The following is a 13,467-nucleotide window of genomic DNA, read 5'->3' as shown; positions in this document are numbered from 1 at the left end:
TCCCGCAGATCGAGCGGGACGGCTCGACTAACAATGGAGATACCCCATGCTGTCAAAGGCTGACAATGAATTGATGTGCCGTGTAGAGGGAGACCAGCCCATGGGCATCTTCCTGCGGCGGTTCTGGATGCCGGCATGTTTGCTGGATGAGATTCCGTCACCCGGCGAAGGGCCGGTTCGCGTCAATCTGGTGGGTGAGCGACTCGTGGCTTGGCGAAATGCCGAAGGCCGGGTAGGTTTGATGTCCGAGGTGTGTCCCCATCGCGGTGTATCGCTCATGCTAGCGCGTGATGAAGGTGACGGACTGCGCTGCATTTATCACGGCTGGAAGATTGATGTGGCCGGCCATGTATGTGAAATGCCTGGCGAGCCGAAAGATAGCCGGATGTGCGGACGGGTGAATAACACGACCTACCCGTGTGTCGAAGCGGGCGGACTGTTGTGGGCTTACTTGGGACCCGGAGAGCCACCCCCACTTCCACGCTTTCCATGGATGGACTTGCCGCCGACTCATTACGTTGTGAGAAAAACGCTCTATAACGTCAACTTTGTGCAGTCGCTCGAGGGTTCACTCGATTCGGCACACAGTGATTTTCTGCATAGCGCAGAGACAAGTGCGTCGGGCGATTACGATCAGGATCAAGTTCACAGCGATGGCCGACGTTCGCGGCCTTCAACCGATACTTCACCCGAGATCGACGTCAGAGAGACCGAGTTCGGCTTTATCTATGGCGCAATCCGCAAGGCAGTGGCCGATCCGGAGAAACTCGCATACGTGAGGGCTACGGCTTATGCCTTGCCGTTCTACAGCATGATCCCTCCCGTGTACATGCAAGCGTCAGTGCCGCTAGATAGCGAAAACACGGCAATGTACCTTGTCTGGTACGACAACGAGCATCCACTCTCGCCGGTCGAAGTGAAGGCGCATGAAACTTTCCTCGGCTTGCGGATGGGTGAGGATCTGCTGCCCGACTATCGCCGTCCAGGACGTGCCGACAACCGATGGTTCCAGGATCGCGAAGGCATCAAGGCGGGAAAGACCTACACCGGACTGTATGGCACGACCATGCAAGATATTGCTGTGCAGGAGTCGATGGGGCCCATCCAGGATCGCACCATCGAGCATCTGGGGATGACCGACAAGGCAATTGTTCACATGCGACGCATGCTCCTCGCAACAGCTCGTCAGATTAGAGACGGCAAGGAGCCTGAAATTCCCGCACTTAATAGCGACTACAGCCAGGTACGAAGCGCTGCGGCGACGATCAATCGCGACGACGATTGGTGGGAAAAGCTTTACGGCGCCGCGGCAACGGCGTCACTGGGAAAGGCTGTTTGATGCGAGGCCTCGTTCACGTCGGAGACGGCAAGCTGGAGTTGCGCGATCTCCCAGTGGTATCAGCGGGTGAGAGTGGAGCGGTTCTCCGGGTGGAAGGGAGTGCTGTTTGTATCGGAGATGCCGAAACACTCCATGGATATGGTCCGGTGATGACTACGCCTTTGGTACTCGGGCACGAGATCGTGGGGCGCGTCGAGGATGTTGGGCCCACCGCCCCGCGTGCGCTACAGGAGTTGCTCGGTGCAAGGGTCATGATCGATGACGCACGGCCTTGCGGGAAGTGCGATTGGTGTTTGCGCGATCAAAAGCGATTCTGCAAATCACCGCGATATGGACACATTGTTCAAGACTCATCTTCCAGTAACTGGGGAGGATATGCGGAGACTGTGACGCTCGACGAACAATCAGTACTTGTCCCGATACCTGAAGATTTGCCCATCGAGCTCGCGACCTTCGCGTTTCCCGTAGCTTCGGGCGTTGAATGGCTCCACCTTGGCGCAGAGATCAAGGCAGGGGAATCAGTGGCGATCCTCGGCACGAGTCGGATGGGCGCGGCAACAGCTTTGGTGGCTCTACACGCGGGAGCGTCGAAAGTCGTTGTGTACGGCGATTCACGTGGTGTAGACGCGATCAAAACCTGTTGGGCAATGGGAGCCAACGTGCGCAGCTTTCCCGCTGCACCGAAAATCGAAGGACCCTACGACGTGATCGTGGTCGTGACAGAGGCTCCGGTGGAGTACGTTGCGGCTTCGGTTGAAATGGCTGGTCAACTTGGGCGAGTGATATTGGCATGCACTTCAACTAAACCGTCTGGGATGGAGCCGGAGACGATTCGTCGCAAGGGACTCACCCTTAAAGGCGGACGTGGTGCCTCGGCACAGTCTCTGAAAAAGGCGGTAGAGATTGTCTCGGCCGAGCGAAAGAGGCTTCGAGGATTTGCAGGGGAGGTCCACGGATTTGAGGCTGCAGAAGCTGTTCTCAAAGGATTGCTCGATGGTGGTGTAGTTCGTGGAGCTCATGTCGTCATTCAGGATGCAGCCTCGTCAAGGAGCAACGTCGATGCGTAAGCGCCGTTTAGGACGTACCGGGTTTGAAGTTTCTGAGATTTCATTCGGCTGTGGCGGGACCGCGGGGCTCATGGTCCGCGGCAGCGAGCACGAACAGTGCGCTGTCATCGGCAGCGCGCTGGAGCAAGGGATTAATATCTTCGACACGTCTCCGACGTACGGCGGCGGCCACTCGGAAGTTAATCTGGGAAAAACGCTCAAGACCCTCGGCGCATCGCCGATCATCAGTACCAAGATCGACATTGCCCCTGGCGACCTTGATGACCTGGAAGGTGCAATCGTCCGTTCCGTCCAGCGCAGCCAGGAACGGCTGAACCGAGAACGCCTGGACATCCTGTACCTGCATAGTCGCGTGGGACGTCAACGGGATCTGGCTGGTCGTGTTCTCTCCGTAGACGACGTATTGCAGCCCGGCGGGGTAGCAGACGTCATGGAAGGATTGAAACGCAGAGGCATCGTCGGTGCCATTGGTTTCACAGGTCTAGGTCATACCGACTCGATTCTTGACGTCATCGAAGCCGACCGCTTCGACCTTTTTCAAGCCTACTACAACCTCATCAACCCGAGCGCGGTCGTTCCGACCGTTGCAGCGTGGCGGGCTCAGGACTACGGAGAGATGATCTCGAAGGCGTCGAACCGCGATGTTGGCGTGGTCGGTATTCGCGTTCTCGCGGCGGGTGCGCTTAGCGAAAGCGGTGAGCTTCATCGTTTTGCGAAGTCCTATTCATCACTGTCTCGAGCCGAAGTGGATGCGGACCGCGTGAAGGCGGATGCATTTCGCGCCTTCGTGCCAGAAGGCGCGTCAATGACCCGTCTCGCGCTGCGTTTCGCCTTGAGTGAACCCATTATCGACACAGTTCTAGTGGGTATCTCCGAGCGTTCACATCTCGACGAAGCAATCGCTGCCGCACAGGCGGGACCCCTGGAGCTCGAACGGCTCCAGCAGATCGCCGCCCGTTTTCGTGAACTATATGAAATGGCATGACTATGTCTGAGATCCGCCTCTCCGATGGAGTCTCGAGTGATGAAGGGTCAACCGACGATCGCCGGTGGGTCCGCCTCTACGCCCCCGGTATCGGCCCGGACGTCGCTATCGAGCCAGCATTGCCGCTTGACGCTTTTGAGGTCAACGTGGCGGCGCGCCCCGATGCGATCGCGCTCTGGTATTTCGATACCGCGCTTAGCTTCCGGCAGCTCGGCCAAAAGGTCGACGCCCTGGTTACAGCGTGGGCCGACCGGGTAAAGAAAGGCGACCGGGTCGTAATCTTGAATCAAAACACTCCGGCAACGGTAATCGGAGTGCTGGCGGTCTGGCGTCTGGGTGCAATCGTTGTGCCGCTCAATCCCATGCTCAAACGGCGAGAACTGGTTCACTATCTGCACGACGCTGAACCGTGTGCTGCGATCGTCGGGGCAGAGCAGGCCATGGCACTTCATGGTGCGACTTTGGACTGGGGAGGAAGCCTTTCCGTCGCGGTCTCGTTTGCCAATGAGTTTCTTCGTGAGGGCGACACGCCCACCCTTCTCGGGAAAGTCAGTGAGGACATTGAGATGCCCGATGGATGGAGCCATCTGTCGACGCTTCTCGACAAGCCAGGCACATCGTCTGGATGGTCGATTGATCGGAGTGATATCGCCTTCCTGACATACACGTCAGGAACCACGGGTGAGCCCAAGGCTGCACTCATCTCTCACGCAAATGTGGCGTCCAGCGCGGAGGTCTATCGTCAATGGCTGGAACTTACCTCCGATGATGTCCTCTTTGCGGCCGCGCCTTTTTCGCACGTAACAGGGTTGGTCGCCCATATCGCGGCAGGGTTGGTCGCGGGAGCTGCCGTAGTCATGTGCTATCGGTTCGAAGCAGCCACCGTACTCGATTTGTTGGCGCGCCATCGCTGCACGACGACGGTGGCGGCCATTACTGCTTACATCGCGCTTCTTGACCAGCCCGCGTTCGACCCCTCGCGCCTATCCCATTTTCGCAAGTTGTTTAGCGGGGGCGCACCCGTGGCGCCGGCGATCGTTGAGCGATGGGAGGCAGCGACGGGCGTGTATATCCACAACGCCTATGGTCTGACGGAGACGACGTCGCCCTCGCACTTGGTGCCTTTGGGACGCCGAGCTCCGGTGGATGAATTGACTGGCTCGCTGTCGATAGGTGTACCAGTCCCCGGAACACGTTGCCGGATAGTCGATTTGCAGTCGCGTGCGACGTTGCCCTTCGGCGGAGATGTTGGCGAGGTGATGACCTCGGGTCCGCAGGTCGTCGCGGGGTATTGGCGGAAACCGGACGCATCGTCGGCTGCATTTGAAGACGGCTGGTTGCGCACGGGGGACATCGGGCGTGCCGACACAGAAGGCTGGTTTTATGTCGTAGACCGGTCAAAGGACATGATCGTCGCATCCGGTTTCAAGGTGTGGCCACGCGAGGTCGAGGACGTGTTGCTGGAGCATCCAGCGATTAGCGAGGCCGCGGTGATAGGAGTGCCTGATAGTTACCGTGGCGAAGCACCGAAAGCGTTCGTCGTCTTGCGTCCATCGGCGACGATTACGCAAGAGGAGTTGACGCTGTTTTGCCGGGAGCGACTGGCGTCGTACAAGGTGCCACGCCTGATCGAGGTCCTCGACGAGTTGCCTAAGACCAATTCGGGCAAGGTGCTACGACGTGTTCTGCGGGAGAAGGCGGTATGAGCAATGGCGCAGGCGTGCCATTTGATTTATCCGGACGGGTCGCCGTTGTGACCGGGGGATCGAGAGGACTGGGCGCAGCGGCAGCTGCCGCCTTGGCCGATGCAGGAGCTCATGTGGTGTTGGTAGCACGTAACCAACAATCGCTTGAGGAACGGGCCGAAATTCTGGCAGGCGCTGGTGCGAAGGTTTCCTGCGTCGTCGGAGATTTGTCGCAACCGGGAACTGCGGACAAGGTGGTGGAAGCGACGATCAGATACGCCGGGAGCGTCGATATTCTCGTGAATTCTGCTGGCGCGATTGCTCGTGGAACGTTGCAGGCCACGTCGGATGCCGACTTCGAGCAGGTCATGCGTGCTAACGCATACGGCGTATGGTCGGTTTGTCGCGCCGCTGTTGCGCACATGAAACCCGGCAGTGCGATCGTAAATGTTGCATCCACTGCAGGGCTGATCGGAATGAGCGAGCGCTCGGCATATGCGGCCTCCAAGGGCGCAGTGGTGCAGATAACAAAAGCGCTTGCTGTCGAACTTGCGCCGCGTGGTATTCGCGTCAATGCGGTTGCACCCGGTCCATTTGCTACAGACATGTCGCAACAGAGCCAGGTAAGCGAGCGCTGGCGCATGCTCATTCAGCACAGGGTGCCGCTCGGTCGCGCCGCCCATCCAGACGAGATAGGTCCGCCGATTTTATTTCTGGCGTCTCCGGGCGCGAGCTTCATAACCGGCGTGATTCTCCCGGTGGACGGCGGATGGACCGCGAGCTGACTTTTACGAATACGCGTACACATTGATGCGCACAGCGCGCATCTTCAAACGAGGAATGAGGAGTTTTATGGCCGAGATCGTGCTGGGACTGGCTATGTCGCACAGTCCTCAAGTTAGCCAGGAGCCGAAGTGGTGGAGCGAGCAGGCGCGGATTGACCAGAATCGCACACCCTATGAAGAGCTCCTGAAGCGCAAGCCTGACTGGATTGCCCAGGAACTCAGTCCAGAGGTTTGGGAAAAAAAGCATAGCGCGGTCCAGAGCGCAATCGCCGATCTCGCTCAGACACTCAACGATGTCGCCCCCGACGTCGTCGTGTTGATCGGTGATGACCAGGAGGAACTATTTCTCGACGACTGCATGCCGACGTTCTCAGTCTTCTGGGGGGACAAGAGCTGGGACAGACCGGAATTTATCCATGGTGATATGAGCGTTCCTTCCAGAGCGTCAGTGTTGTGGGCATTTCATGGTGAGAGGCAGGAAGGCTATCCGGGTCATCCGGAGTTCGGTCGCCACATCATTAAAAATCTGATGGAGCAAAACTTTGATGTGGCTCAGTACTCACGCCAGCACGAACAACGCTCTCTGGGACATGCCTTTACGTTCGTGCGTCGCCGCATCATGCGCGAGGACAAGATCATCCCGATGATCCCCGTGCTTATCAACACCTACGTTCCTCCGAACCAACCCACTGCGGCGCGTTGCTACGCGTTTGGACAGGCAATCCGCAAGGCGATCGAATCGTGGCCCGGCGCGGAACGCGTAGCGGTGATTGCCTCTGGTGGGCTCAGTCACTTCGTTATCGACAGCGAGTTTGATCGCCAGATACTGGAGGGGCTCGCCAAGGGCGATGGCGAGGCGCTCTCCTCAGTCCCGAGAAGTAAGTTGCAGTCCGGATCTTCGGAGGTTCTGAACTGGATTGCGGCGGGCGGGGCGCTCGAGGGATTGCGCATGAAGCTCGTTGACTACATCCCCGGATATCGCTCGGAAGCTGGGACCGGCGTAGGCATGGCGTTCGCAAAATGGCTATGAACCCAGACCGACCACACCGCGAATCTTTTGATCTAGAAGGGATTTCGCATGCCGTGCCGATTCCTTTTGGCACTCGAGTCGGAGACATGCTGTTCTCCTCCGGAATCATGGGAGTAGACCCATCGACTGGTAGTCTGGCCGAGGGTCTCTCTGCGCAGGTCCGATTCGCTTTCGCAAATATGGAAAGGTTGTTGAAAGAGGCTGGAGGCGATTTGGGTGATGTCGGCCATGTCCGAGTGCTCGTTAGCGAGGAGGGATATCGCGCTGCTGTTAACGAAGAATGGCTGCGCGCTTTCCCTGATGCGCATGACCGTCCCGCTCGCCATACAGTCGTGTCCGCGCTCCGAGGCGGCATGCTTGTTCAACTTGAAATCATAGCCGTACTGAAATGACCAACGTGAACGATTCAACGATCCTGGAGCGGCTTGGCCGGCTCGACACCTGTGCCGTTTCCGACAGCCTGGACAAGCTCTCTCTCAAAGGCACAGTCACAGGACTCTCACCGCTATCGTGTCTGGCGAAAGTATACGGACGCGTTATGACCGTGAAACTGGTGAAGGCCGATGAGGTTTCGAGCAGAGGAACGCCCACTCCGCACCTCGGTGCGCGGGCCATCGAAATGGCGCAGAAGGGAGACGTCATCGTAGTCGAACAGCGTACCGGAATCGTCGCTGGATCCTGGGGCGGAATTCTGTCGACTGGCGCAAAAGTTCGCGGGATCGCAGGTGTTATCTCTGACGGGCTAGTGCGTGACGTTGACGAGGCGCGTGGATTGGGATTCCCGATCTATGCGCGTGGCTCGACAGCCCTCACAGCGCGTGGCCGAGTTGCGGAACTAGAGACGGGCGGAACAGTTCAGATCGCGGACGCGACTGTGCAAACGGGCGATTACGTGATTGCAGATGGAACCGCCGTCGTGTTCGTTTCAGCCTCACACATCGCCGCTGTCCTCGATACCGCGGAACGGATAGCAGCTCGCGAAAGCATCATGAGCAAGGCTTTGATGGAGGGGATGTCGATTACGCATGTCATGGGTGCCGACTACGAGGAGATGCTGAAGCGATGAATCAGGACCGAAATGTTGAACGTGCAGCCTCGCTCGACTGCGCAACTTTGAGCGATGCATTGGATCGCCTTGGAATCCACGGGCAATGTGCCTGGATCAAGGCTCGTGCTGACGAGTTCCGGTTGACGGGACGAGCCTTCACGCTTCTTTACGGGCCGGCCTCCAAGCCCGCTGGTACGGTAGGCGACTATATCGATGACGTTCCTCCCGGATCGGTTGTCGTCCTCGACAACGGGGGCCGTGAAGATGTAACAGTGTGGGGAGACATCTTGACGGAGATCGCTCATCGTAGAGGGATTGCCGGAACAGTCATAGACGGAATCTGTCGCGACGTCGCGCTCTGTCGCAAGCTCGGATACCCGGTGTTTTCTCGCGGACATTGGATGCGAACTGGCAAGGATCGTGTGCAGGTGGAGGCCACTGGAGTCGTGGTTTCAATTGGATCGGTTCGCGTCGCGCCAGGTGACCTCGTGCGCGGCGATGCGGACGGTGTAGTGGTCCTACCCAGCGCCCATGAGGACGCCATCCTTGATGCGGCTGAGGAGATTTCGCGTGCCGAAGACGCAATTCGCGCTCTCGCACGAGAGGGTACTCGGCTAGACGAGGCTCGCCGTCGGTTTGGGTACCACCGCCTTCAAACTTTGAAGGACTCAGCATGAGTGGCGAACACGATCCGGTCGTCGATACGTCAATCTCGGTGCGCAAAACGGTAGCGCTACCTGCAGACCAGATCAAACGAGCCGCTCGGCTCGGCTCGGCGACACTTCACGAAGCTGGAGGCCGGATCGGGGCGTTACCGTCGTCGATCAAGCCGACAGCCGCCAGTTTCAGGCTGGCAGGGCCGGCTTTTACTGTGCACTGCCCGCCGAACGACAATCTGTGGATTCATCGAGCCATCAAGGCGGCCAGCCCGGGCGATATCCTGGTCGTCTATGCAAGCGGCCACTATGAAGCAGGATATTGGGGCGAGGTCATGTCGACTGCAGCAATGGTCGCCCGACTGGGCGGCCTGGTCATAGATGCGGGCGTGAGAGATGGCGCTCTGCTTGAGGAAGTTGGGTTTCTTGTTTTCTCAAGAGGCTTATGCATTCGCGGTACCGGGAAAGATTTTGGTGCGACGGGATGGCTTAACAAGCCTGTGCTGATGGGTGACATCTTCGTGAGTCCTGGCGACCTGATCGTGGGTGATATTGACGGAGTGGTCTCTATCCCCAATGAGCGGATTGGTGAGGTGCTTCTCGCCGCCGAGAAACGTGAGGCGGCGGAGAGGGCAATTCTGACGAGGCTGCGCGCTGGAGAGTCGACCTTGCAAGTATTTGGTCTAGACCGTTGAGGAGGAGCGCGAAATGACGGTTAAACCGCTTCGTGTGGGCGTGACTGGTGCTAAATGAGGCTTGAATCATTATGACGCGTGGAGAGCGGTGCCCGGAGTCGAAGTAGCGGCGAGGCGCGCTGCCAACTACAGGCCGATGCCGTCGCGCACCAGCACGTTCATACGCGTGGCGCTTCGGTTGGCGAACAGGTAGGCATGGTGGGGCTTGGCACTGCCGAAGACCAGCACCAGCGAGGCCGGGCCGTCTCGGTGCTGGCGCACATGTCCAGTGGCGTCGTCGCCAGCCAGGCGGCGTCGATGCGGATCAACGCAGCAGCTCTCGCAGCTAGGACGCGCAGGTGTCGGAGGCGCTGATCGGCTAGGCCACTGATGGATACGAGCATCCTGGGCTGTGCTCCGGGGATCAACATGACTTGCCTGGGCGCTTACCTCGCTGCGGCATATCGCGCTAGACGTTCGACAAACGTAGCGATGCCGCCATCGCTGGCGTCACCTTTGCCGGCACGTCGTTCGAGGCGGGTAGAGCCGACGACGGTTGCGATCTCGACGGCCAGCAGTGAGGCCCCTTGCGAGCGTGAAGCCGCCCGCGGCCACGGCTCTTCGCCATGGCTTCACAACACCCCAAGCAACGTCTTCGCCTCCAGGTACGATTCCAGACCAAGCACGCCGTACTCGCGCCCGACGCCCGACTGCTTAAATCCGCCGAACGGCGCCAAAGGATCGTGCTGTAGCGTGTTGATCATCACTCGACCGGCCTGCAGCCTTGTCGCCACGGCCTTTGCCCGTGCCGGATCGGACGACATGACGTAGGCGTGCAGGCCAAACACCGTATCGTTGGCCATGTCGATCGCTTCCTCCTCGCTGCCATATGTCAGGATGGACAGAACGGGGCCGAAGATTTCCTCACGTGCGATGGTCATCTCGCTGCGCACATCGGCAAATACCGTCGGCTTGACGAAATAGCCTTGCTCTAGCCCCGCCGGACGCCCCTCGCCACCCGTGATAAGCGTAGCGCCCTCGGCGAGACCGAGCCTGATGTAGTTCTGAATGCGTTCGTACTGGTTGCGATTGGCCAGGGGTCCAATGACGGTCGTTGGGTCGGCCGGGTCGCCCACCTTCATCTGCGCCACCGTCTCTTTCACCACCGTGATCGCTTCTGCCAAGCGCCGCTCAGGTACCAGCAATCGGCTCCCCGAGATGCATGCCTGCCCGTTGTTCATGAACGCCGCATTGAGCGCGAGCGGAACTGCCTTCGTCAGGTCCGCATCGTCAAGGATGATGGACGGGGATTTCCCGCCCAAGGCGAGGTGGACACGCTTCATGGTGTCGGTCGCCGCGCGCTGGATGATCTTGCCCACCGCCGTGGAGCCAGTAAAGGAAATCTTGGCGACATCCGGGTGCGTGCTCAATTCTGCGCCCACGACGTCGCCGCGTCCGGTGACGATATTGACGATGCCTGCCGGCAACCCTGCCGCATGAATTGCTTCCGTCACGATCCTGTTTTGTATTGGGCTCAGCTCGCTTGGCTTGATCACGGACGTGCAACCTGCGGCGATGGCCATCGCCAATTTGCTACAGATCGAACCGGCAGTGCTGTTCCACGGAGTGATGAGGGCAGCAACGCCCACAGGTTCCATCACTACGGTTGAGGTACCCATCACGCGGGTGAAGTCATAGGCCTCCAGCGTCACTGCGGCGTCAAGAAATGATTGCGCCGCGAAGTGGGAGATCCAGGTGGCCCGTGAAACAGGCGCGCCATATTCTTCAATCGTCGCATCGCGCAGTGCATCGCTGCATTCCAGGACGGCAGCGTGCAGCCGCTTCAGCATGGTGACGCGCTCGCCGACTGTTGTTTGCGCAAATGCCGGCAACGCCCTTTTTGCCGCAGCGATGGCGCGACGCGTGTCCTGGGCATCGGCGAGGGTCGCGCGTGCGAGAGGCCTTTCGGTGGTCGGGTTGATGATTTCAACGGTCTCGGTGCCGTGCGGTGTCACGAAGGTGCCGTCGATGTAGATCTGGTGGATGGTTTGCATGATCGCTCCTGTGTTTCCCCGGACTATCCGGAGGTGGTGCACGCAGCATATGCCGTCCTAATTGTTCTGATAAGATAGATAAATGTTGATATTTTGGTTCGAAAATCAGGATAATGCAGAAATCTGGCTTAGTCGGCTTGGAGGCCGCACTTGCTGTTGCCCGCTACCAGAGCTTTCGCCGCGCAGCGAATGAACTCGGCATCTCGACCACGGCCTTGAGCAACGCTGTTGCGGGACTGGAAACGCGACTCGGCGTTCGCCTGTTTCATCGGACCACGCGTAGTGTCTCGCTGACCGAGGCTGGCGAGCACTTCGTGGCCCGGATCAGGCCGGCCTTGTCGGAGATTCGCGGCGCCATGGAGGAAACTACCCTCCATCGCCTTTCGCCTATTGGCACGCTCCGCATCAACGCCTCGCTGGGCGCAGTCCGCATGGTGTTTGCGCCCATCGTACTGGTGTACCTGAGCCGCTACCCCGATATGAAGGTGGAGATCGTGACCGAGGGGCAAATGGTGGACATCGTGGCCGAGGGCTTCGATGCCGGGATTCGCCTGAGCGAGGCGGTGCCGCAAAACATGGTCCGCATCCCGATCGACGGTGATCTCCGGATGGCGGTGGTGGGTTCGCCTGAGCACTTCTCACGGTTCCCGATCCCGACTTCACCGGCCGAGCTTGCCGGGCACCCCTGTGTACGGGCCAGGTTTCCCAGTGGTGCGCCGTCGCGCTGGGAGTTTTCCCGTCATGGCGAACCAATGAATATCGAAGTAAGCGGACCACTCACGCTCGACGACCCGGGGCTCATGCGTGAAGCCGCCTTGGCCGGTACCGGCCTGGCCTATCTGGCCGATTGGTATGTGCGTGATGACCTGGCGGCTGGACGGCTTGTGCGCGTGCTGCAGGACTGGACGCCCAGCTACCGTGGTCTGGCGCTCTACTATCCCCCTGGGCGGCAGCTACCAGGGGGACTCCGCGCTTTTGTTGATCTCATTCATGAACTTGGCCAACGATAGTGCGCTTGGCATTGTTCGCGTTCTTCCCGCCACCCGGCATGAAATGGAGTAGGGCGACGCCCGGTCGGTCGCGGTAGCGACGGGGATTGCTCCCCGCTCCCCGCAGAGATCTGTACGTACAGAATTATTCAACGCTTGATGTGTGGTAACGGCGAGGGTCATTGGAGATCGGCCGTCAACTTCTGCTTTTAACGCACGGACTATGCCTGATCGCGACAACTAGAATGCGCTCTTCGAGCGCTTGGGCTGTCACGCCTCCAGCGTGAACTTTCTATTCGATTCGGCATAAACCTGCAAGGTCAACGGAATCGATACGTATTCCTAACTGAACTGGCTGTTCCAGCGTCTCCCGCGCTCGAACACCGTAGATGACTACGACGCACTACGGTGATCCACTCTCCGATTTCTGTGCGTGAAAAACGATTCGTCGGCCTGTTCACGTAGCCAGGATCTGATCGGAATCCGCCGAATCCGAAGACGAGAAACGAATAGTGCGTATATCGAACGACACCGGTCAACTCGGATTCGAGAACTTGACTTAAGTAAAATGATCCAATTTTTTTGGTCGCCTGCCGGGGTAATTTGAAGGCCTGAAGCCACGATAACGCGGGTTATCGCCGCACTGATGCTCAATCAAATTCAATCCTAATAATCGGGGTTATCAGGAGAGGGGAGCGGTAGCGGTGGGTGGCCCCAAACGCGCGAACCCGAGGGCGGTGATCGTTGGAAGCCCTCGGTTGAAATGAATGCGGCCGCTGCACGTACGGGACTGCAGAAGTTGTGTAACGGAAGCGAATTTGGTGTGGCCAATGGATGCGGCGGACTGCAAATGAAGGCCCGCATAGTCAGAGCTATCATACCCTTCATTTGAGGACACTGGCCCTTATTTCGGAAAGATGCGCCGCCGGATTGACGGGAGTAACCGGAGCTGCGAGGGACGCGGGCGCACGCAACAGAAGGCATGGGGCAGACCGAGGCGTAGTCGATGGTCGCGGCCGGCCGATCCCCGGGGAATGCCGGGCCTCCCGGGCAGAACCCGGGCCGTTGACCTTTCGCGGTCAGCGTCCCTGACCTTGCGTGTGCCATTTCATCAGGCGGTTCAACAGGCACGCGCCGAGACGACAGGAGAAGACG

At 59.0% G+C, this 13,467-nt stretch carries 12 protein-coding genes; 11 read left to right on the top strand and 1 reads right to left on the bottom strand.

What is annotated here, in order from left to right; translation table 11 throughout:
* The first annotated feature begins 46 nt into the window (after positions 1-46).
* From M0D64_RS33075 to M0D64_RS33030, 10 genes are all read left to right on the top strand, one after another.
* The gene (locus tag M0D64_RS33075; protein WP_172178358.1) at positions 47-1,339 is read left to right on the top strand and encodes a Rieske 2Fe-2S domain-containing protein; all 1,293 of its coding nucleotides are present in this window, start codon (positions 47-49) and stop codon (positions 1,337-1,339) included.
* A complete protein-coding gene (locus M0D64_RS33070; protein ID WP_266260905.1) occupies positions 1,339-2,406 on the top strand; it encodes a medium chain dehydrogenase/reductase family protein in 1,068 nt (355 codons plus the stop codon). Before M0D64_RS33075 ends, M0D64_RS33070 begins: the two co-directional genes overlap by 1 nt.
* Positions 2,399-3,391: an aldo/keto reductase gene (locus M0D64_RS33065; protein WP_266260904.1), complete on the top strand. Its 993-nt coding sequence runs from the start codon at positions 2,399-2,401 to the stop codon at positions 3,389-3,391. Before M0D64_RS33070 ends, M0D64_RS33065 begins: the two co-directional genes overlap by 8 nt.
* Positions 3,388-5,097, top strand: coding sequence for an AMP-binding protein (locus tag M0D64_RS33060; protein WP_266260903.1), 1,710 nt, complete (start codon positions 3,388-3,390; stop codon positions 5,095-5,097). Before M0D64_RS33065 ends, M0D64_RS33060 begins: the two co-directional genes overlap by 4 nt.
* Positions 5,094-5,861 carry an SDR family NAD(P)-dependent oxidoreductase gene (locus M0D64_RS33055; RefSeq protein WP_266260902.1) on the top strand — a complete coding sequence of 256 codons (768 nt, stop codon included), beginning with the start codon at positions 5,094-5,096 and terminating at the stop codon, positions 5,859-5,861. Before M0D64_RS33060 ends, M0D64_RS33055 begins: the two co-directional genes overlap by 4 nt.
* A gap of 67 nt (positions 5,862-5,928) precedes the next feature.
* Complete coding sequence (locus M0D64_RS33050) at positions 5,929-6,891, top strand: protocatechuate 3,4-dioxygenase (RefSeq protein ID WP_266260901.1); 963 nt, start codon at positions 5,929-5,931, stop codon at positions 6,889-6,891.
* The gene (locus tag M0D64_RS33045; RefSeq protein WP_172178329.1) at positions 6,882-7,283 is read left to right on the top strand and encodes a RidA family protein; all 402 of its coding nucleotides are present in this window, start codon (positions 6,882-6,884) and stop codon (positions 7,281-7,283) included. The genes M0D64_RS33050 and M0D64_RS33045 overlap by 10 nt, the downstream gene beginning before the upstream one ends.
* A complete protein-coding gene (locus M0D64_RS33040) occupies positions 7,280-7,957 on the top strand; it encodes an RraA family protein (protein WP_266260900.1) in 678 nt (225 codons plus the stop codon). Before M0D64_RS33045 ends, M0D64_RS33040 begins: the two co-directional genes overlap by 4 nt.
* Complete coding sequence (locus M0D64_RS33035; RefSeq protein WP_266260899.1) at positions 7,954-8,616, top strand: RraA family protein; 663 nt, start codon at positions 7,954-7,956, stop codon at positions 8,614-8,616. The genes M0D64_RS33040 and M0D64_RS33035 overlap by 4 nt, the downstream gene beginning before the upstream one ends.
* Positions 8,613-9,290 (top strand): RraA family protein, encoded by a 678-nt coding sequence (locus M0D64_RS33030; RefSeq protein WP_266260898.1) that lies wholly within the window; start codon positions 8,613-8,615, stop codon positions 9,288-9,290. Before M0D64_RS33035 ends, M0D64_RS33030 begins: the two co-directional genes overlap by 4 nt.
* Positions 9,291-9,901: 611 nt before the next feature.
* Here the strand turns inward: M0D64_RS33030 and M0D64_RS33025 are convergent.
* On the bottom strand, positions 9,902-11,323 hold the full coding sequence (locus tag M0D64_RS33025; protein WP_266260897.1) for an aldehyde dehydrogenase family protein: 1,422 nt from the start codon (positions 11,321-11,323) through the stop codon (positions 9,902-9,904).
* Between the two features lie 113 nt (positions 11,324-11,436).
* Here M0D64_RS33025 and M0D64_RS33020 point away from each other — a divergent pair, with 113 nt between their 5' ends.
* Positions 11,437-12,333 (top strand): LysR family transcriptional regulator, encoded by an 897-nt coding sequence (locus M0D64_RS33020; protein WP_266260896.1) that lies wholly within the window; start codon positions 11,437-11,439, stop codon positions 12,331-12,333.
* The last annotated feature ends 1,134 nt before the right edge of the window (positions 12,334-13,467 follow it).

The sequence above is a fragment of the Paraburkholderia sp. WS6 genome (assembly GCF_030464835.1).
Taxonomy (GTDB): domain Bacteria; phylum Pseudomonadota; class Gammaproteobacteria; order Burkholderiales; family Burkholderiaceae; genus Paraburkholderia; species Paraburkholderia madseniana.
This window is presented reverse-complemented; position numbering and strand designations above follow the sequence as displayed.